Raw genomic sequence first — 20,802 nt, forward strand, 5'->3', positions numbered from 1 at the left:
GAGGAAGCGGATGTCTAAACAAGGAAATTTTCAAAAATCAATGTCGCTGTTGGATCTGATTTTGATTGGGATGGGAGCCATCTTTGGATCAGCATGGCTGTTCGCCGTCAGTAATGTTGCTTCAAAAGCAGGACCCTCCGGCGCTTTTTCCTGGATCATCGGCGGAGCCATCATTCTGTTAATCGGACTCGTGTACGCGGAGCTTGGAGCCGCTCTGCCTCGCACCGGAGGCATCATTCGATACCCCGTGTATTCGCATGGCCACCTTGTCGGCTATTTAATTTCATTTGTCACCATTGTCGCTTACACAAGCCTGATTTCAATTGAAGTGACCGCAGTGCGCCAGTATGTCGCCTATTGGTTTCCCGGCCTGACCGCAAAAGGATCTGATTCGCCGACGATTGCAGGCTGGATCTTGCAGTTTGCCTTGCTCTGCTTGTTTTTCCTGCTGAATTATTGGAGCGTCAAAACCTTCGCTAAGGCAAATTTCATCATATCCATTTTTAAATATATTGTACCGATTACCATCATTATCGTGCTGATCTTTCACTTTCAGCCTGAAAATTTATATGTTGAAGGATTTGCACCGTTTGGTTTTACAGGCATTCAGGCTGCGATCTCGACAGGCGGCGTCATGTTTGCCTATCTCGGCCTGCACCCGATTGTGGCTGTTGCAGGTGAAGTGCAAAATCCAAAACGCAATATCCCGATCGCTTTAATCATTTGCATTATCGTTTCAACGATTATTTATACGATTCTGCAGATTACCTTTATCGGGGCGATCCCGACAGAAACGCTAAAACACGGCTGGCCGGCTATCGGGCGGGAATTTTCATTGCCGTTTAAAGATATTGCGGTCATGCTCGGCTTAGGCTGGCTTGCAACGCTTGTCATTTTAGACGCCATTCTGTCTCCCGGAGGAAACGGGAATATTTTCATGAACACGACGTCTCGGCTCGTTTACGCCTGGGCGCGGAACGGCACATTATTCGGCATATTTTCAAAGGTCAATAAAGAAACAGGAACGCCCCGCGCTTCACTCTGGCTTTCGTTTGCCATGTCGATTTTCTGGACGCTTCCCTTCCCTTCGTGGAACGCGCTTGTCAATGTCTGTTCTGTCGCACTTATCCTTTCATATGCGATTGCCCCGATTTGCTCAGCAGCGCTGAGGGTTAATGCGAGGGACTTAAACAGGCCGTTTTATTTAAAAGGAATGAGCATCATCGGACCGCTATCCTTTATTTTTACGGCGTTTATCGTATACTGGTCCGGATGGAAAACCGTGTCCTGGCTGCTCGGGTCACAACTTATCATGTTTTTGATCTATCTCTGCTTCAGCAAATATGCGCCTAAAGAGGATGTGAGCCTTGCTCAGCAGCTGAAATCAGCATGGTGGCTCATCGGGTTTTATATTATGATGCTGATCTTTTCCTATATCGGCTCTTTCGGACATGGATTAGGCATCATCAGCAATCCCGTCGATCTCATTTTAATCGCCATCGGCTCCCTTGCGATTTTCTACTGGGCGAAGTATACCGGGCTCCCGAAAGCCGCCATTGATTATGATAAATAAAGAAGCAGGAAGTTTTCCTGCTTCTATTTTCTTTACAAACGCACATGCCCGCGATAAAATGAATGATAGTCAGTCATTACAGGAGGTGTTCCTCATGCGAAAACAAACATCGGCCAAATATGAAAAAATTCTGCAGGCTGCCATTGAGGTTATTTCTGAAAAAGGTCTCGACAAAGCCTCTATTTCGGATATTGTCAAAAAAGCCGGCACTGCCCAAGGAACGTTCTATTTGTATTTCTCATCTAAAAACGCCCTTATTCCGGCAATTGCAGAAAACCTTCTCACCCACACGCTGGATCAAATCAAAGGAAGAATGCAAGGAGACGAGGATTTTTGGGCTGTTTTAGATATCTTAATTGATGAGACATTTCTCATTACAGAACGCCATAAGGATATTATTGTCCTCTGTTACTCCGGGCTTGCGATTGACCATTCCATGGAAAAATGGGAGACGATTTATCAGCCTTATTATTCCTGGCTCGAAAAAATCATCAATAAGGCAATTGAAAACCATGAGGTAACCGAAGGAATCAATGCAAAGTGGACGGCCAGAACGATCATTAACTTGGTCGAGAATACAGCCGAACGATTTTATATCGGGTTTGAACAAGATGAAAATACAGATGTATCTAAAAAAGAAATTTTTACTTTTTTAAGACGAAGCTTAGGCAGAGCTTAAAAAATGACTGGGTCGCACCGCTCATTTTTTAACGCCTTAAAAATGACTGACGTTCATTCATAAAATTGAGAGGTGTTTCATATGAATTGGGTGCTTGTTTTGATTGCCGGGCTTTTAGAAGTGGTTTGGGCGTCTTCCCTTAAACATGCTGATTCGCTTTTGGATTGGGCTATCATTTTTATCTTGATCGCGATCAGCTTTCTCCTGTTGATCCGTTCTTATCAAAAAATCCCGATGGCCGCGGCGTACACTGTGTTTGTCGGAATCGGAACCGTCGGAACCTATATGACCGGAATTGTTTTGGGCGAATCCTTCTCGGCCGCCCAAATGTTCTTTTTAGCTTTATTGCTGGCCGGTATTTTAGGAATGAAGCTATTTACAAAAGAAAGCAAATCACAGCCAAGAGGTGAAAAATAATGGCATGGTTTTTATTAGTAATTGCCGGCATAGAAGAAATTATAGCTGCTGTTGCCATGAAATATATAGACGGCACAAGAAAAAAATGGCCGATCATTGTGATGACAATTGGATTCGGCTTATCCTTTTACTGCCTTTCCCAAGCGATGCTGATCCTGCCTGCCGGAGTCGCTTATGCCGTCTGGACCGGAATTGGCAGCATTGGCGTTTCAGCGGTCGGGTTCATCTGGTTTAAGGAGCGGTTTCAGCTGCCCCAGGTGATCTCTCTCTTCCTTATCCTCGCTGGCGTCATCGGTCTGCGCCTGACGTCTTCATCATAAAATAAAGGCACATACAATTTGTATATGCCTTTGCCATTAAGCGTCTTGATGTTTTTGAAGGTGAAGCGGCGGCGGAATAAGCCAGCCTTTGTTTTTTAGCAGCCTTAAGTATTTCGCTCCGGTTGCGGCTTTCGACATATGAAATTGCCCAAACATCATGGCAATATCTTCACGAATCGATTGTCCCATTATTTTGCTGCATGTCATAAGACCTGCACGTTTTCAGCTGCCGCTGATGCCGCCACATCCGGGTCAAGAAACCGCGCGCCGGGCGGAATATCGTTAAGATCGGCTGCCGGCGGTTCAGGAGAAGCCGGCGGAAGCGCCACTCCATTTTCCTTCAGCACCGTGCTGACCTGTTTGATTTCATCTTGGCATTTCTCAATAGACTCACGAAGCAGCTTCTTTAGGTCATCATCACCGACATGATTCATTAACATCTGGTAATTGCCGACCATTTTATTGCCCGCCATCACATAGCTCCACAAGCTGAATACCTCACCGTAATGCATCGGTTCTTCCTGCGGATTTCCGCTTAAAATACCCATGTTCATCCTCCTCGCATATTCAATATTGCACATTTCATAACGTGCCCAAGCGGAGGAACATTTATATTTCAGCGGAAAAGATTTATGAAATGAAACAAAAAAGACAAGAGTGGCAAGTTGCCAACCCTTGTCTTTCCTGTTGTTTGATTGGACCCCTGAAGGGATTCGCACCCCGACAGACAAGATACCGGAAACCCTTCAAGTGCTTTTTAGTATGAGTCATTGATTCTGTCTTTAATAAACTTTAACGAGATGGCGGGATGCTTTGCGGAAAACGAAATACATTTTCGGGGTCATATTTCGCCTTTATTTCTCGAAGCCGCGCAAAGTTTGCGCCATAATATTCTTTTCCGAAGTTTTCAATGTTTTGATCTGGAACATTAACATATGAACCTGCTACATATGGTTGCATCAGCTGGCGCACTCTTTCAACTGATGCAAGGCTTGAATCTTCTTGTGATTTATTTTTCCAACTAGCCGTCCATTCCGTATAAAACAATGGATGGCGCCAAAAAAAGGCAGTTTCGTCTTTAGGGACTCTGCTTATAGCACCACCCCAATTGATAAAAAAGAAATTGGCTTCTGTTCCAGTAGCATCTTCCAAAAATTTTCTCATGATTGAAATGGGTTCGTCAGACCAAAAATCATGTCCCCAAGCCGAGGAGAATTTAACACTCTGATCATTTCTGCCAGGGAGGGGTTCGTCAGGGTCTAAGAAATCTATAGCATCTGGATAGTATAATGTTTTGATATCTGCTTCTGTTGGAGTTCCCGCATGTAATAAAGGTTTTAATAATCGAATCAATTCAGTTTTCGAACCGAGGAAAATTCCTTCTGCATGGCACAAACCATTTATTTTGCTGTAAATTTCAAGGTAGCATCCTAATCGTTCATCTACAAACGGAGCCCATTTCTGCCAAGCTTTAAAGACCGTTTCTAATTGTTCCCACGGCCAGATAATATTGAAGACGGTTGCAGTTTTAGGGGCACGATGAACTTTGAATGTATATTGGGTATTATATCCAAAGTTACCTCCTCCTCCGCCTCTAGAAGCCCATAGCAAATCCTCATTGTGAGATTGGTTTGCGTGAATAATCCTGCCTTTTGCATCTACCGTTTTCAGCGCGAGAAGGTTATCACTTATAAGGCCAATCGATCGTGAGAGTACACCAAATCCGCCGCCCATCGTAATTCCCCCGATTCCAACTGTTGGGCTGTCTCCAAACGGAGCCATAAAACCGTCTCGAGCTAATCCCTTTACAAGCGGGCCAACGGGAATACCAGTTTGAACGGTTGCAATCGCGTTTTCTTCATCTAAGAAAACTTTATTCATGTCACTCACATCAATAACAATTCCGCCGCTTACTACTGAAAGGTTCTTATCTAAAGCATGGCGACCGCTTCTGACACGTAAAGGCACTTTATTCTCACGAGCCCATTTAATGGCATTACTTACATCGTATGAATTTTGCGCAAAAACAAAGACAAGAGGATAGACATCCACATAAGGGTTCCAATTCTTAATAGCCTCTGTATAGCCGGGGTCTCCTTTGAAGATTACACGCCCTGTCAACTGTGTTGATCCCATATATTATTTCACTCCCAAAGAAATTCGATTCAGATACTAACATATGCAGGAGCTGGATAATCGCATAGACAAATGATCTACGAACTATAAATATCATACGCTATGGCCTTTTTCGTCGGTAAGGTCTGCTGAGAAACCAGTTGATTTTTCAAACAATTTTGAGCAAACTTCCTGTCCAATCCTCCAGCAAGCAGCGTTTTTTCTTATCGTTTTTAGGAGCAGTGTCCAGTTTTTTTCGGAGTGAATATTCGTTTAGGCCAAAAGAAAAGAGAGATGAAGAAGTGTTTCGTACAAGAGGTATACATCCATACAACAGACCCTAGATCATCATATACTGAATGTATGTAGAAAGGAGACATCAGCTTTGGCAAAATATCGGATTATGACCTTTGACGGCGGCGGTACCTTAGGTGCTTTAAGTTTACAACTGTTAAACAGATTGGCTAGGCAAAACCCGAAGTTAATTAGTCGAACCCATGTATTTTCGGGAAATTCAATCGGTTCATTTACTGCCCTTGCATTAGCAAGCGGAAGATCTCCGAGGGAAACACTTCAGTATTTTGAGGAAGAAATCCTGCCCGCATTCAGCATTTCCCGGCCAGGCGGACCTGTTTTCAACCAACAATTACCCTATTCCGGTTTTATTAAAGCGGTACGAAATTTTTTCCCAGCAGATCTTCAGCTTATAGATTTAAGAAAACGAATTGTTGTCCCATCATTCAAATTATACTCTCAAAAACTGGACCGTTGGACTCCTGTCTTATTTCACAATTTTCCCGGCTCTCCCTATTTAAATGAAAAAGTGAGTGATGTCATACTGCGGAGCAGCGGTGCTCCCGCGACGCAACGGGCTTATCAAAACTACGTGGATGGGTATGTAGTAGCAACGAACCCTAGTACAGCCAGTATCGCGTTTGCAGTCGGTAAAGCCAAAGTGCCGTTGGATCAAATTGCGGTATTGTCCATCGGAACAGGTGAAGCCCCGACTCGGTTAAGAAGAGATACGAGGGGATGGGGAATGGTAAGTGCAGATAACATACGTCCCGAAAACCTGAAGAACCTTCCTCCAAATTGGGGAGTCCTTTTGGACAGGTCGCCTAATGAACCTTTACTACCATTTCTTCAGATAATTGCTGGCGGTAATGGGTACTATGAATCCATGGTCAGTGCGAATCTTCTGGGAGATCGTTTTTTCCGGCTAGATCCGCGGATTCCGAACTTCTCCAAAACGGATCCTACGGTCGTTCCCGCTGTCATTGAAATGGCGAACAAAACCAACTTACAGCCTGCGATTCAATTTATAGAGAAAAACTGGGGGAGCAAATAATTTTTTATTTTAAATCAATTCTCGCTTATCCAATTTTGTCCGAGAGAAGATTCTCAAAATAAATACAGGCAATGGGTAAAATAGAACCGGATTTTTTAAAAGGTTTGTTAATCACAAGCTAATAAGATGAATGAAAAAATCAATTCATGCTTCTTCTTTTGAAAGTGAGGGTTCAAACTAAAGAATGTAATTGACATGTTACTCTAAGGTATGCAATTCCCTTTTTCACACAAAAAAGACAAGAGCGGCGAAATGCCAGTCCCTTGTCTTTCCTGTTGTTCTATTGGACGCGCTCGGAGGGATTCGAACCCCCGACAGACGTGGTACCGGAAACCACCGCTCTATCCAACTGAGCTACGAGCGCAGAATGACTGCGTTATGAGAACGTCAGCACAACTAATTATACGATAATGCCATGCAAATAACAACCCTCTATTTCAAGAGCTGTTTTTTTAAACAGACACATCATCGGATTTGGCAATCTGACATATGATGGTTTGAACCCCTGTGTTTTTGGGGAAAATGGGAAAAAGAGACGACTTTGCATATCAAGCCAGCTTTTTGTTTGACCTTTATTGACCAAAAATGTATCATGTAACTACATACTTACCTAAAAGGTGAAGGAGGAGCATTATGAATTTAATACCTACAGTCATTGAACAAACGAACCGCGGGGAAAGAGCGTATGACATTTATTCTCGTCTATTAAAGGATCGTATCATCATGCTTGGATCTGCGATTGATGACAACGTTGCGAACTCCATCGTGTCACAGCTTTTATTCTTAGCAGCAGAAGACCCTGAAAAAGAAATTTCTCTTTACATTAACAGCCCGGGCGGTTCTATCACTGCCGGTATGGCGATCTATGATACTATGCAGTTTATTAAGCCGAAGGTATCTACCATTTGTATCGGTATGGCTGCTTCAATGGGCGCGTTCCTGCTTGCAGCCGGCGAAAAAGGCAAACGTTACGCGCTTCCAAACAGTGAAGTCATGATTCACCAGCCTCTTGGCGGTGCGCAAGGTCAGGCGACAGAAATTGAAATTGCTGCGAAACGCATTCTCTTGCTTCGCGACAAATTAAACAAAGTCCTTGCTGAACGTACTGGCCAGCCGCTTGAAGTGATCGAACGCGACACAGACCGTGATAACTTCAAGTCTGCTGAAGAAGCGCTTGAATACGGCCTGATTGACAAAATTTTGACTCACACAGAAGATAAATAGTCATAAAACAAAACCTGCAAGGGCTGCGGCTCTTGCAGGTTTTTTCATTTGAAGGAATTCACACTTTTTTCCTGTACCGCTCCCATTCCTCTTTCAACAGCTCAAGCGTCAAATCACACGTGTGCCTCACAATCAGATCAGCACCAATCATTGACTGTTCATGACCGACTCCAACCGCAAACATCCCGGCAGATTTAATGGCGGAAATGCCTGCTTCAGCGTCTTCTATTGCCGCGCAATCGGCCGGGGAAACATCGAGCAGCGCTGCAGCTGTTAAAAAGATTTCAGGATCAGGTTTCCCGTTCGCGAGAGCTGCCGGGTCAACGATAGCATGAAAATCATCAATAATGGCCAAACGTTTTAAAATCTCGGGAGCGTTGCGGCTTGAAGATGCTAACCCGATTTTTATATGTTCATTTTTTAATTCACAAAGAAGCCTGCCGATTCCCGGCAAAAGATCTTCCGGCGTCAATTTGCGGATCAGCGTTTGATAATAGTGATTTTTTTGATGCATAAGTTCTTGTTTCTCTGCGTTTGTATACCATGTTTCCGCACCGCCGGAGATAAGCAGGCTTTCAAGTGATTCTTCTCTGCTGATCCCTTTTAGCCTTTCATTCATGCGTCTGTCAAAGGGAATATCAATTTGCTGTGCGATGTGCTTCCAAGCGAGAAAATGATATTCAGCAGTGTCTGTTATCACTCCGTCTAAATCAAAAATGACCGCTTTCATATGCTGATACCCATCACAGCTTCATAAGGTTCGAGGGACATGCTCGTCAAGTCCGCCGGCTCCTGCGGATAGTTCGAAATCAGGACTTTCCAACGCTCATGGATCAGTTCCGGCGGCGCTTTGAACTGGGCCTTGTCTTCTGATAAATTCACAACGACGAGAAGTTTTTCTCCTTGATATTCACGGAGATAAGAAAAAATTTGCGGATCATTTTCCAGCAGCAGCTGATAATCTCCGTATATCATAATCTTGTATTGCTTTCGTAATTGAATGAGCTTCTGATAGTAATAGAAAATCGAACCTTGATCTTCCAAGGACTCTTTCACATTGATATCATGATAACGGGAATTTACCGCTATCCAAGGGTCTCCGGCTGTGAATCCCGCATGTTTTCCGCCATCCCATTGCATCGGTGTTCTCGCATGATCCCGTCCTTTTTTTGCCGCGGCTTTTAGAAATTCTTTTTCTGACATCGTTTTGTTTTCAACGACTAGTTCGCGATATGCATTTTTTATTTCAAGATCGTCATACATCTCCAGCGGCATATCACTGTTGACCATGCCGATTTCTTCTCCCTGGTAAATAAACGGTGTTCCTTTCATACCGTGGAGTACCGTTGCAAATGCTTTTGCACATTCCTTACGCAGCTTCCCGTCATTGCCCCAGCGGGAAATTACCCTCGGCTGGTCATGGTTTTCAAAATACAGGGTATTCCAGCCGACATTCATTAATCCGGTCTGCCACCTTGTCATCGTCTGTTTTAAAGCAATGACATCAAACGGCTTGATCTGCCATTTCCCATTTGGCGAACTGTGTTCTGTATCAATATCCATATGTTCAAATGTGAAGATCATATTCAGTTCTTGCCTGCTTGCATCTGTGTACTTTTTCGCCTCTTCGATGTCAGAGCCGTTTGCCTCTCCGACCGTCATGCAGTCGTAATGAGAAAGCACTTCCCTGTTCATTTCTTGAATAAATTCATGAAGGCGCGGGCCATTAGAATGATAACGGCCGACGATATAGTTTTTGCTGTTATCTGTTTCATAGTCCGGAAAATCAGTGTGCTTGGAAATGGAGCCGATCACATCCATCCGCCAGCCGTCAACGCCTTTATCCATCCAAAATCTCATCACATCATAAACTTCCCTGCGCACCGTTTCATTTTCCCAATTTAAATCAGGCTGTTTTTTCGAAAAATAGTGCAAATAATACTGTCCTGTCGCTTCATCGTACGTCCACGCCGAGCCTGAAAAAATCGATCCCCAATTATTCGGCTCCGAGCCGTCCGATTTCGGATCTTTCCAAAAATAATAATCCCGGTAAGGATTGTCCTTTGACTTGCGGCTTTCTGCAAACCAGGCATGCTCATCTGACGTGTGGTTCACGACCAAATCCATGACGATTTTCATTCCGCGCTGATGCACTTCATCGATTAACTGAAACATATCTTCATTTGTCCCAAATTTTTCGTACATATTTCTATAGTCGCTAATGTCATAGCCGTTGTCATCCTGCGGAGAATCAAACACCGGGGAGAGCCAGATCACATCAGCACCGAGATGTTTGATGTAATCCAGCTTTTGAATCACACCTTGCAAATCCCCGAATCCATCTCCGTTGGCATCGTAAAAACTGCGCGGGTAAATTTGATAAACGACAGCTTCTTTCCACCATTCACTCATCAGGCGTTCTCCTTTCCCATCGTCCATTTAAGACAACCGGTTCCTCATACACTTTCATGCGAAGCGGCTCACCTTTTACAAGCTCAAAGACGGCGCTCATGTTGTCAACCGCAACATTGATTAATCGGTTTCGATAATTGATGTTGAACGAATATCCATCCCATTCTTTCGGCATAAACGGAGCGAATGACAGTGTCTCATTCGTGATCCGCATGCCTGCAAAGCCCTGAACGATCGCAAGCCAGCTTCCCGTCATTGATGTGATGTGCAAACCTTCTTCCGTGTCATGATTGTAATTGTCAAGATCAAGCCTAGCTGTACGCTTACATAATTCAAGCGCTTTCTTTTCCATCTTGAGCTCGGCTGCGAGAACCGCATGGACAGAAGGCGACAGACTTGATTCATGAACAGTCATCGGTTCATAAAACTCAAAGTTTCGGCGTTTTTCTTCCATTGTAAAACGGTCATGAAAAAGATAAATGCCTTGAAGGACATCTGCCTGCTTAATAAAATTGGAGCGGAGTATCTTATCCCACGACCAATTCTGATAAAGAGGCCGCTCAGCTGGATCTAACTCGTCCGCAGATTGCAGCTCTTTGTCCAAGAATGTATCATGCTGAATGAAAACTTGCAGTTCTTCACTATACGGATAATACATGTGCTGAATGATTTCTCTCCAGGCCTTCAGTTCTTCTGCCTGAACATCAAGCAGGCGGCGTTTTTCGGCTGAAATCTTTTCGAGATTTTCTAATGTATACTCCAACGTCCAAGCTGCCATGACATTTGTATACCAATTGTTGTTGACATTGTTTTCGTATTCATTCGGTCCTGTGACGCCGTGGATCATATATTTGTTTTTTCGTTTTGAGAAGTGAACGCGATCCGCCCAAAACCTGCTGACTTCAACAAGTACATCTATCCCGTATTCTTTCATATAATCATGATCGCCTGTATATTGGACGTAATGCCAGATCGCATAGCAAATGGCGCCATTGCGGTGAATTTCTTCAAAGGTGATCTCCCATTCGTTGTGGCATTCATCCCCTGTGAACGTCACCATCGGATAAAGGGCCCCCTTCATCCCGAGCTTGGCGGCATTCCGTTTAGCAGCCTCCAAATGATGATAGCGATACAAAAGCAGATTTTTCGTCACCTCCGGCTCGGCTGTCGCCACATACATCGGCACGGCGTACGCCTCAGTATCCCAATAAGCGGCACCTCCGTATTTTTCGCCAGTAAATCCTTTCGGCCCGATATTCAAACGTGCATCGCTCCCGTAATACGTCGAGAATAACTGAAAGATATTGTAGCGGATGCCTTGCTGAAGTTCCTCATCCCCTTTAATCTCTATGTCCGCTTTTACCCATCTTTCCTTCCATTGCTCAATGTGCCTCTGTTTTTCTTCTTCATATCCGTTCTCAAGAACACCCGCCAAAAGCTCCTTGCCTTTCGATAGAAGCTCTGTCTCCTGAACATCACGGGAAGTCGTGACAATAATAAACTTCTTCAGAGAGGCCTTCGTTTGGTAGCTGTATCGATTCTCGACATACATCTCAGCTGTTTGAGAGCTTTCACTGACGAAGTCCTCTGTCACGTTTGCCATTGCGGCTGAAACAGTAAAACGCGGTGTTCCAAACGGATTTCTGATCGTTTTTGTGACTAAATGGCCGCGGTGAGAAGCAGCCCCTTTCGCTTCTTCCTGCCAAAACTGTTCTTCATAGTTAGAATCTTCATTTGCGACATTTCCGTCCAGATAAGGAATCAGCGTAATGACAGCATCTTCTGTCAGGCACTCCGCTTCATAATGAATCGCACAAAGCTCTTTTACGGCAAGGCTAAGAAATCGCTCCGACCTGATTCTGACGATTTTATCCTGAATGCGGACAACAGCGCTTCGCCGCAGAATCCCCTCTTTCATATTGAGCTCTAACTCAAATGATTCAATTTGGTTTTGATAGAGATCCACTTTTTCACCGTCTACATATAAGCCAATGCCAATAAAGTTCAACGCATTAATCACTTTTCCGAAATATTCCGGGTACCCGTTTTTCCACCAGCCTACCCGCGTTTTGTCAGGAAACCACACGCCGGCAATATATGTGCCTTGGTGGCTGTCGCCTGAATAGCTTTCTTCAAAATTCCCTCTGATGCCCATATAGCCATTAGCAAGAGACGTCAGGCTTTCCTGCAGCCGTGTATGTTCCTTTTGAAATGTATGCGTTTTGATTTTCCATTGATCAATCTCAAATAACCGCTGATTTATCATCATGTCCTCCCGAATGTAAGTTTCCATTATGCCGGCGGGTTTGGGCCAAATATCTAAACGCAAAAGCAATCATCAAAGTGACGCCGCACGAATGGATCAGCAATACAATAATCAAGTCAAAATGAACCATTCCGACAGCAGCTGCCGTAAATGCCGGCAATGTTGAGGCGCAAATCGCCATAGATGCCGCTTCCTTGTATGATGCAATAGAGATCATATTTGATATTGTTGTGATCCAGATGCCTCCCGCAAGAACAGCCGTCAAAAAAAGCTGGATCAAAAAAATCACCGCATATGCCAGCACCATGATCATTGGCTTATACTGCGCCAGCCACAGCGTATCAATCAAAGCCACCACATCATGGCCGTTTGGTTCCTTAAGCTCAGTGTCCAAATTCGCATAGCCAACAGAAAACCCCGTTCCGTTTTGATCAGTGATCACCAGTTGATCAGATTGAAATATGATGGCATTATCATATCCAGCTACTTTCAAGCGCCCATTTTCACCGCTTGTCTGAAAGTCATGCTTCCTATCAACCGCCAGCAAATGCTGCCCAACTTCAATCCGTTCAGAGCTCTTCCCGCCCGTCAGTTTTCCGTTTCTGATTTGAACACCTTGTAATTGTTCAGCAAATTGATCATGAACCTGTTGAATCGCTGACGGCATAAATGATGCCACGCTGTAGCGATCCATTTTCATAAACGACACCGTCAAAGGGGCCATCAAGCAGGCCGTTAAAAACATAAACAGAAAAGAGAGCTGCAGCCAGCTGAAGGTATGCCCGTAACGGCAAATCCCGGATGGAGACGCAGCCGCTTTCAGAAAGCGAATGATAAAGCTTTCATTTTGCAGATTCTTCATCGAATTACCCCTTTGTTCCGCCGGAAGTCAATCCGGACACAAAGTTCTTTTGGAGAAAAAAGAACAAGACGCATATCGGCAATGCGGCCAGTATAGCTCCCGCCGCAAACAGGGCGACCTTTTGCTGCTGCGGGTTTGAAATGAAGGACTGTAATCCTACAGCGATGGTCAGCCTTTCCGGTGAACGCAGCAAAAACTTCGCCAGCAAATAGTCGCCAAACGGCGCCATAAATGCCCAAAGCGCTTGCACTGCGAGCATCGGCTTAACAAGCGGCAGCACAATTGAAGCGAAAATCCTCAGATGCCCCGCTCCATCAATTCGCGCGGCTTCATCAATTTCTCTCGGCACAGTGTCAAAATAACCTTTCATCAGCCACGTGTTCATCGGAATTCCTCCGCCGATATAGATGGCCGTCAAAAACCAGTATTGATCAAGTGCGCCTATCAGCATCGCCAGGACGTAAAAAGCGGTCAGCGCTGCCATCGTCGGCACCATTTGAATGATTAAAAAGAATACGAGGCTCTTTTTTCTGCCCACAAACCGATAACGGCTGTACGTATACCCGGCAAGCGTCACGATCGTCACCTGCAGCACCATGACCGATAGCGCGATCACAAGCGTATTGCTGTACCAATGAAGATAAAGCGTCTCATCAAATAACCGCTTAAAATGTTCCAACGTCCAAGAACCTGAAAAATCGAGCTGAAAAGCCGCCGCATTTCCGACATGAAAAGCGGATGACGCCGTAATCAGCAACGGATAGATAATGACAATACTTAACAGCCCCAAAAACAAATAGGTACAGATGCGATTAAGCATTCTGGCAGTTTTTGCGTTCACCTACATCACCTCCTCATTGCCAAAAGCATTCGACTTTTTAAAAGCAATCAGGGACATTCCAATGACAATAAAAGAAATTAACAGTGTAACAGCCGCCGCAACGGCGTATTGCGGTGATGTGCCTGTTGTCAGTTTATAAATCCAAGAAATTAAGATATCGGTCGATCCGGCCCCTGCTCCCGCGCTGCCAGGTCCTCCCTCATTAAATAAGTAGATAATCGAGAAATTATTGAAATTAAACGTATACTGGGTAATCATTACGGGTGCTGTCGCAAATAAAATCATCGGAAATGTAATGTGTTGAAAGCGCTGAATAAATGTGGCCCCGTCAATCTTTGCCGCTTCATACAGTTCACCTGGAATCGCCTGAAGCACTCCCGTCACCATGACATAAATATAGGGAAAGCCAAGCCAGGTCTGAATCATAATAAGAGCTGTCTTTGTCCAGAATGGGTCAGTCTTCCACGCGATCGCAGGCAGCTCTACAAACGGCAGGTGGTTTAATAATGGAATCACCTGCGCATTCACCGCTCCAATGCTATCGTTAAACATGTTGGAAAAACTCATGATTGTAATAAAAGCCGGAACAGCCCATGGAAATAAGAAAATCATTCGGAACAGCCGCTTGCCCTTTATAAAATCCTGATTGACGAAAAGCGCCGTTACAATACCCAAAATGATTTGCAGCGTTGTTGCACAGATTGTCCAGATGACCGTCCAGCCGAGGACATTCACAAATGTTTCACGATAGGAGCCGAGGAAAAAAATATTCAAGAAATTTTTAAAACCGACCCAGTCAATGAGGCTGTTAGGCGGAATGTGATAAAAATCATAGTTCGTACATGCAACAAACAGAGTCACCAAAACCGGAAAAATAATCACAAACACCATCATGAGATATGCCGGCAGTGTAAATAAATATGGAAACCCTTTGTCACCCGCATGACGGATCATATCCTTGGCCGTTGTATTGACCTCCAGGCCCGCCGCTTTCATAGCGGCGGTCTTACGCGAATCATGAATATTAAAGATATAGAACATGAGGAAAATCACTGTCACAATCAATTGCAGCGTGCCTTCAATCAGCATAAACAGTGAGTGATCCTCACCGGGAACATTTCCCAATGTCATCAAGCCGGTGAGCGCCCGAATGCCAAAAACGCTTAATTCAGCAACAAACAATCCTGTAATGGCAAGAAACAAAATCCCCTTTGAAAACTGCTGATTTGCAATCTGCCCAAGCCCTGGAATGATCGATAAAAACCCAGCCTTTCGTTTTTGCTTTGCAAGTGTGTGGTGTGTATTCATTTTTTCGCCCTCTATTCTTCCGGACGCTGTCCCGCCGTTTTATTTCACATACTTTTCTTTGATATTTTCCTTTATGACGTTTACAGCATCATTCGCTGATGTTTGCGCCGCTTTTTTTCCTGAAGCTGCGTCAAAAATCAAGCTTTCCGCTCCCGTCCATACCTCAGCCATTTCCGGAATATTCGGAGTCGGTATCGCTGTTTCATATTGTTTAATCACAGCTGATGTCAGTTCGTTTTTTTGCCCATCCGCCTTCTTCCTTGCAGACGTGTTGGCCGGTACTTCGTTTGTATCCTCATAAAAAGCGTAAGCATTGGCATCATTTGTTGCATACTCAAGCCATTTTTCAGCCAGTTCGGGTTCTTTTGTATATTTTGATGCAATCCAGCCCTTACCGCCGGCAAAAGGCGCATATTCTTCTCCGTTTGGCAATGTCGGAATGGGAGCTACGCCATAGTTCAATTCAGCCTCTTTATAGTTGGCAGCTGACCACGGCCCGCCGATGATTGCACCCGCTTTGCCATCTAGAAACATCTGCTGAATAAAATCGTCTGCGCTAGAATTGTCTTGCATGCCTTTGGGCCAATAGGTTTTAAACCATTTCTCAGCATATTTCACCGCTTCTACCGCGCCTTTATTGTTCAGGCCGATGTCTCCGGGATCTGTGCCGTTTTTTCCAAAAACATAACCGCCGTAACCGGCCAACAAACCGTATGACATATAAAAGTCAGTCCATTTCGCTAAAAATCCGGTTGATTTTCCTTTCTCAGAAGCAAACGTAAACCGGGAATCCTCCGCCAGCTTTTCAAGGTCTTTAAAAGTTTTTGGCGCTGTTTGTAAAAGATCTTTATTGTAATACAAAACAAGCGTCTCAATGACCAGCGGCATTCCATACACCTTGCCGTCAACCGTCACCTGCTGCATCTCTTTATCTCCAAAACTTTTTGTATGAGACGGCTTGATGTCCAGCAAATGTCCTTGCTGGCCCAATCCGCCGATCCGGTCGTAGGCGGCAAGCATAACATCAGGTGCATTGCCCGCCGGACCATCGAGAGGAAGCGCTTCTAACTGTTCGAACATTTGCTTTTCAACAATTTTTATTGTGACATCATTCTCTTTTTCGAACTTTGCTTTTATGCTTTCAATGTAATCTTTATAGGTTTCTTCGACAGACACAGTCAGCACCTTTTTGCCGTCAGCTCCTGCCGTATCTTTTGAATTCGAACAGGCGGCAAGGCCGAATGTCAGGACTGATGCCGCCAATAAGGCGAATCCCTTTTTAACAAGTATCATCTCTTTTCCCCTTTCTATTTATGAATCTAAAACAATTGTATTGTTCTCCGGAAAGCGGTTACAATAACTTTCACATTGTTACCGATAACAGAATTTAAACAGGGGAGGCGGCACCTAAAATAAAAAATTCTCCAGACTGAACAGCAATCACATCGTGATGATGAAGCGGCTGCTCTGTCCACACGTCGCAGATTTTCTTATTCCTTTCAATATGCAAATCTCGCAAACTGACATGGCGAGTTCCGTCCCCTTGATTAAAGAAATAAATCAGTGTTTTTTCATCAAGAGTCCGCGAAAAGCTAATGAAGTCGTTTTGGTCATCCAGCAGATTCCACTCAAGACTTCCCTCAGCCAATAAAGTGTTTTCTTGTTTGCGTAAAGCAATGAGCCGTTTCATAAATCGCAGCATGTCTTGGTTTTGCTCCTCTTTTTCCCAAACCATACATTTCCGGCATAAAGGATCATTTCCACCGTCCAGCCCGATTTCCGTTCCGTAATAGATGCATGGTGAGCCTGTCTGGGCAAACATAAAGGCCAGCAAAGCGCGTGCTTTTTTCTCATCATTCCGGCATCTGGTCAAAAGGCGTTTTGTATCATGACTGTCCAGTAAATTAAACATCACCTCATTGGCCTGCTTCATCCCATTCATCAAATGCGCATTGACACGGTGGACCATACGTGAGGCTGGAATCGTCCGGTCAGCAAAATATTCAATCATAGGCTCTGTAAAAGGGTAATTCATCACCGCATGAAATTCATCTCCTCTAAGCCAAGGTTCGGAAGCATGCCAGATCTCACCTAAAATATAAACATCAGGCTTCTCTGCAGAAACGGCTTGCCTGAATGTCTTCCAAAACACATGATCCACTTCATTGGCGACATCCAAACGCCAGCCGTCAATATCAAATTCCCGAATCCAGTACAAAGCAATATCAAGCAAATATCTCTGCACTTCAGGATTCGCCGTATTTAGCTTTGGCATTTCAGGTGTAAACGCAAACCTGTCATAATTATCTTCTGAGACAGGAAAAGAGTGAATATGGAACCAGTCTTTATAGTGGGATTGAGCACCGTTTTTCACGACATCCTGCCACTGCGGAGAAGCGCTGCCTATATGATTAAAAACAGCGTCAAGCATAATCCTCATCCCCCGCTCATGAAGCTGGCTGACCAATGTGCGAAAAAGCTCGGGATCTCCAAAATGCGGATCAATGGAATAGTAATCCAGCGTGTCGTATTTATGGTTAGAAGGCGCGGAAAAGATCGGCGTCAAGTAAATTCCATTCACCCCTAAATCCTCTAAATAATCAAGCTTATCCACAATCCCTTGCAAATCCCCTCCAAAAAAATCATTGACGTCCGGGTCCTTGCTCCCCCATGGCAATGCATTCTCCGGTGATAAGTCTTCTCTTCCATTTGCAAAACGCTCCGGGAAAATTTGATACCAAACCGTTGACTTGACCCACTCAGGCGCTTGAAATGTATCAACCTCGTGAACAAATGGAAGTTTAAAATAATAATGAATCGTCTCCAGTGTTTTTTTGTTATATGGACATACACCTGAACTTCCGAAAAAGACGTCTTCATGATCGTCGGTGACAACAAACGCATATTGCAAACGCCTGTATGTCGGCACTACTTCAGCAAACCAATAATCATGCATGTCCGTAGCGGCAATTTTCCTCATCGGCTGATCGTTTGCCGACCATCTGCCAGCCTTGTATTCATATGGGTCACCCCAAATAAGTGAAATCTGATTTGCATCGCCTTTTTTCGTCCGAATCTTGATATGCACGGTCCGCCCATCGTAAGAATAAGCGTCAGCACTGAACGGCTGATGATGAATCGCTGCATATTCCATCATATCTCCCCCTTTGGCTTCCGTTTTATAAGGCCGGCTCTTAGTTTGAAAGTATCATGATGAAATAGCAGGAACAATCCTTTTTGCCTTGTTACCGATAACAGAATAGGCCCTTACAGCGTTGATTCACGTACAATTAACTCTGGTTCAAAAAATAGATTTCCTTGAGCGGCACCGTTTTCATTCATTTTTTTCAATAACATTCTCGCACAGGCCTCCCCCATTTCAACAACAGGCTGTCTGACCGTAGTCAGCCGGGGCGAGGAGATGCGATCAAGAAACACACCGTCATTCCCGGTCACCGCAACGTCTTCCGGAATTCGTTTTCCAAGCGATTGCGCCGCACGAATAACGCCGAGTGCGATTCGATCGGATGCGCAGACAAATGCGGTCTGATTTCCCAGAGACTCCAGCACTTCTCTTGCAAGGCACTCACTTTTTTTAGAACTGTTGTCAATCCGGAAGATATTCGTTTTTCTGAACCTTTCACTCATCGCCCGAATATACCCCTGTTCTCTGGAACGTTCGAAAGGCTCATCTAAATCAATGCCAATAAAGAAAACTTCCCGCTCCCCCAGACTCATCACATGGCGGGTTGCCATAAAAGTGCCTTTCTCGTTATTCACATCGATAAAGTCATAGCCCATTTCATTTTGGCCAAATACGACCAGCGGCTTTTCAAAAGCTTTGATCACACCCTCAAAATCGCTCTTTCTTAAGCCGGTGGCAATAATGCCGTCGCATTGGCCGATATTGAGAGAGTTTCTTGTTACAAGCTGGAGCGCATAATGATTGCGATCGAGTTCCCGGCTGATTCCGGTCAGCAGGTTCATATAATATGGTTCAGTCGTATCCATTTCCTCAAGAATCAACAGTTTGACAACCTGTGTTCTGTTTTGCACAAGCGCTCTTGCCGCATAATTAGGGATGTAATTCAGCTCTTTCATCGCAGAATGAACAAGCTTTTTTAATTCATCCGTCACCGTCTCAGGGTGATTGATCACTCGTGATACCGTCATTTTCGAAACATTTGCCTTTTTCGCCACATCTGACAATGTTGCCATTTCATTCCCTCCTTACCTGTGCTTATTATCCAAACTAGTGAAAAAGTCCTTTATTACAACTGAATATCCGCCAGCTAAAAAGAAAATAAAAAAGAGATTTCCATCAGGAAACCTCACATTGCTTAAAAGACTCGATTTTCAATTCTCCGCCTTGTGATAACGGCTCACCGCTAACTCCCTTCGATGAGAAAGGCTTTTTTAAATTTCCGTCCACTTTTTCTCTAAAATCGGATAGGAATAGTTTTGCATTTGCTCAATTAACTCATCCGGACGCGAAGAGCTGTGGATCAGCTTTAGGTGCGATTCGTTAGAAAATCCTTCCTGGATGCTGTATTTGACCATTTTCATCATCGGTTCAAAATATCCGTTCACATTGTACAGTCCGATCGGCTTTTGATGGATGCCGATCTGCGCCCAGCAAAGCACTTCAAATAATTCTTCATATGTACCGAAGCCGCCCGGCATGGCGATAAAGCCGTCCGCCAGCTCGCTCATTTTGGCTTTTCGTTCATGCATCCCGTTTACTTCAATCAGCTCAGTCAAATTTTGATGGACAACCTCTCCGCTGAACAAACCGCTCGGCATGACTCCGATTGCAGTTCCGCCGTTTTCCATGATCGCGTCAGCAATCGTACCCATCAAGCCTACGCGGGAGCCCCCGTAGACAAGGTCGATTCCCTCCTCAGCCATGTAGGCGCCAAGCTCTGCCGCTTTTCGTTTATACGCTTCATTTCCCCCCGGGTTTGACCCCGCAAATACACAAATGGTTTTCATCTTGTCATCTCCGCATCTATATATCGTGTTGAATACTCAAAAAACTCACTATATATTGTCCCACCTTCATGTGATAATATCAATATGAAATACATAAAGAATGCGAGTGATGAAGATGCAGCTGGCTGATGCAGAAAAATGGATGAAAGAGTTTTACGAAAAAAGAGGCTGGACCGAATACGGGCCGTTTATTCGAGTCGGCTTTTTAATGGAGGAAGCCGGAGAGCTGGCCCGAGCCGTCAGAGCATATGAAATTGGCAGGGACCGGCCGGATGAGAAAGAAACGACACGAGCCGAGCAAAAACAAGAATTGATTGAAGAAATGGGAGATGTCATCGGAAATATCGCCATTCTTGCTGATATGTACGGTGTCTCTTTAGAAGACGTGATGAAAGCCCACCAAGAAAAACTAACAAAACGATTTGAGCATGCATAAAAAAGCGGC

The 20,802-nt window shown here is 44.5% G+C and carries 18 protein-coding genes, 1 tRNA gene and 1 pseudogene; 7 read left to right on the forward strand and 13 right to left on the reverse strand.

Annotation, left to right across the window (positions count from 1 at the left end; translation table 11 throughout):
• Positions 1–10 precede the first annotated feature (10 nt).
• The 4 genes from aspP to G4P54_RS17770 all read left to right on the forward strand — a co-directional run bounded on the left by aspP (position 11) and on the right by G4P54_RS17770 (position 2,989).
• Entirely contained in the window at positions 11–1,573 is a 1,563-nt protein-coding gene (aspP, locus tag G4P54_RS17755; protein ID WP_167873393.1) for an aspartate/proton symporter AspP, read from the forward strand.
• A gap of 94 nt (positions 1,574–1,667) precedes the next feature.
• A complete protein-coding gene (locus G4P54_RS17760; RefSeq protein ID WP_167873394.1) occupies positions 1,668–2,252 on the forward strand; it encodes a TetR/AcrR family transcriptional regulator in 585 nt (194 codons plus the stop codon).
• Between the two features lie 81 nt (positions 2,253–2,333).
• Positions 2,334–2,669, forward strand: a complete 336-nt coding sequence (locus G4P54_RS17765; protein WP_024713432.1) for a DMT family transporter — start codon at positions 2,334–2,336, stop codon at positions 2,667–2,669.
• Positions 2,669–2,989 (forward strand): DMT family transporter, encoded by a 321-nt coding sequence (locus G4P54_RS17770; protein WP_024713431.1) that lies wholly within the window; start codon positions 2,669–2,671, stop codon positions 2,987–2,989. Before G4P54_RS17765 ends, G4P54_RS17770 begins: the two co-directional genes overlap by 1 nt.
• A 36-nt stretch (positions 2,990–3,025) precedes the next feature.
• On the opposite strand, the pseudogene G4P54_RS17775 reads toward G4P54_RS17770, so the two are convergent.
• Both G4P54_RS17775 and G4P54_RS17780 read right to left on the reverse strand, forming a co-directional pair.
• Positions 3,026–3,537 (reverse strand): annotated as a pseudogene (locus G4P54_RS17775) (DUF3231 family protein).
• Between the two features lie 244 nt (positions 3,538–3,781).
• The gene (locus G4P54_RS17780; protein WP_167873395.1) at positions 3,782–5,125 is read right to left on the reverse strand and encodes an FAD-binding oxidoreductase; all 1,344 of its coding nucleotides are present in this window, start codon (positions 5,123–5,125) and stop codon (positions 3,782–3,784) included.
• Positions 5,126–5,489: 364 nt separating this feature from the next.
• Between G4P54_RS17780 and cotR the strand changes: the two genes are divergently transcribed.
• Positions 5,490–6,452 (forward strand): sporulation hydrolase CotR, encoded by a 963-nt coding sequence (gene cotR / locus G4P54_RS17785; RefSeq protein ID WP_167873396.1) that lies wholly within the window; start codon positions 5,490–5,492, stop codon positions 6,450–6,452.
• A gap of 288 nt (positions 6,453–6,740) precedes the next feature.
• Here cotR and G4P54_RS17790 read toward each other — a convergent pair.
• Positions 6,741–6,816, reverse strand: a tRNA-Arg gene (locus G4P54_RS17790).
• 269 nt (positions 6,817–7,085) lie between these two features.
• On the opposite strand from G4P54_RS17790, the gene clpP reads away from it, so the two are divergent.
• Positions 7,086–7,676, forward strand: coding sequence for an ATP-dependent Clp endopeptidase proteolytic subunit ClpP (gene clpP, locus G4P54_RS17795; RefSeq protein WP_014665471.1), 591 nt, complete (start codon positions 7,086–7,088; stop codon positions 7,674–7,676).
• Positions 7,677–7,734: 58 nt separating this feature from the next.
• Here clpP and pgmB read toward each other — a convergent pair whose 3' ends face one another.
• The 10 genes from pgmB to G4P54_RS17845 form a co-directional block, all read right to left on the reverse strand.
• Positions 7,735–8,406 carry a beta-phosphoglucomutase gene (pgmB, locus tag G4P54_RS17800; protein WP_167873397.1) on the reverse strand — a complete coding sequence of 224 codons (672 nt, stop codon included), beginning with the start codon at positions 8,404–8,406 and terminating at the stop codon, positions 7,735–7,737.
• Entirely contained in the window at positions 8,403–10,088 is a 1,686-nt protein-coding gene (locus G4P54_RS17805; RefSeq protein WP_167873398.1) for a glycoside hydrolase family 13 protein, read from the reverse strand. Before G4P54_RS17805 ends, pgmB begins: the two co-directional genes overlap by 4 nt.
• Positions 10,081–12,354 (reverse strand): glycoside hydrolase family 65 protein, encoded by a 2,274-nt coding sequence (locus G4P54_RS17810; RefSeq protein ID WP_167873913.1) that lies wholly within the window; start codon positions 12,352–12,354, stop codon positions 10,081–10,083. Before G4P54_RS17810 ends, G4P54_RS17805 begins: the two co-directional genes overlap by 8 nt.
• Entirely contained in the window at positions 12,332–13,216 is an 885-nt protein-coding gene (locus G4P54_RS17815; RefSeq protein WP_167873399.1) for a DUF1189 domain-containing protein, read from the reverse strand. The genes G4P54_RS17810 and G4P54_RS17815 overlap by 23 nt, the downstream gene beginning before the upstream one ends.
• 4 nt (positions 13,217–13,220) lie before the next feature.
• A complete protein-coding gene (gene mdxG, locus G4P54_RS17820; RefSeq protein WP_167873400.1) occupies positions 13,221–14,057 on the reverse strand; it encodes a maltodextrin ABC transporter permease MdxG in 837 nt (278 codons plus the stop codon).
• Entirely contained in the window at positions 14,058–15,365 is a 1,308-nt protein-coding gene (gene mdxF, locus G4P54_RS17825) for a maltodextrin ABC transporter permease MdxF (RefSeq protein WP_167873401.1), read from the reverse strand.
• A gap of 39 nt (positions 15,366–15,404) precedes the next feature.
• Positions 15,405–16,658, reverse strand: a complete 1,254-nt coding sequence (locus tag G4P54_RS17830) for a maltodextrin ABC transporter substrate-binding protein (protein WP_167873402.1) — start codon at positions 16,656–16,658, stop codon at positions 15,405–15,407.
• 94 nt (positions 16,659–16,752) lie between these two features.
• A complete protein-coding gene (locus G4P54_RS17835; protein ID WP_167873403.1) occupies positions 16,753–18,522 on the reverse strand; it encodes a glycoside hydrolase family 13 protein in 1,770 nt (589 codons plus the stop codon).
• 110 nt (positions 18,523–18,632) lie between these two features.
• Positions 18,633–19,583, reverse strand: a complete 951-nt coding sequence (locus tag G4P54_RS17840; RefSeq protein WP_167873404.1) for a LacI family DNA-binding transcriptional regulator — start codon at positions 19,581–19,583, stop codon at positions 18,633–18,635.
• A 198-nt stretch (positions 19,584–19,781) separates the two neighbouring features.
• Entirely contained in the window at positions 19,782–20,357 is a 576-nt protein-coding gene (locus tag G4P54_RS17845; protein WP_167873405.1) for an LOG family protein, read from the reverse strand.
• Between the two features lie 115 nt (positions 20,358–20,472).
• On the opposite strand from G4P54_RS17845, the gene G4P54_RS17850 reads away from it, so the two are divergent.
• A complete protein-coding gene (locus tag G4P54_RS17850) occupies positions 20,473–20,793 on the forward strand; it encodes a MazG nucleotide pyrophosphohydrolase domain-containing protein (protein ID WP_024713417.1) in 321 nt (106 codons plus the stop codon).
• The last annotated feature ends 9 nt before the right edge of the window (positions 20,794–20,802 follow it).

Source organism: Bacillus tequilensis (assembly GCF_012225885.1).
GTDB classification, from domain to species: Bacteria; Bacillota; Bacilli; order Bacillales; family Bacillaceae; genus Bacillus; species Bacillus tequilensis.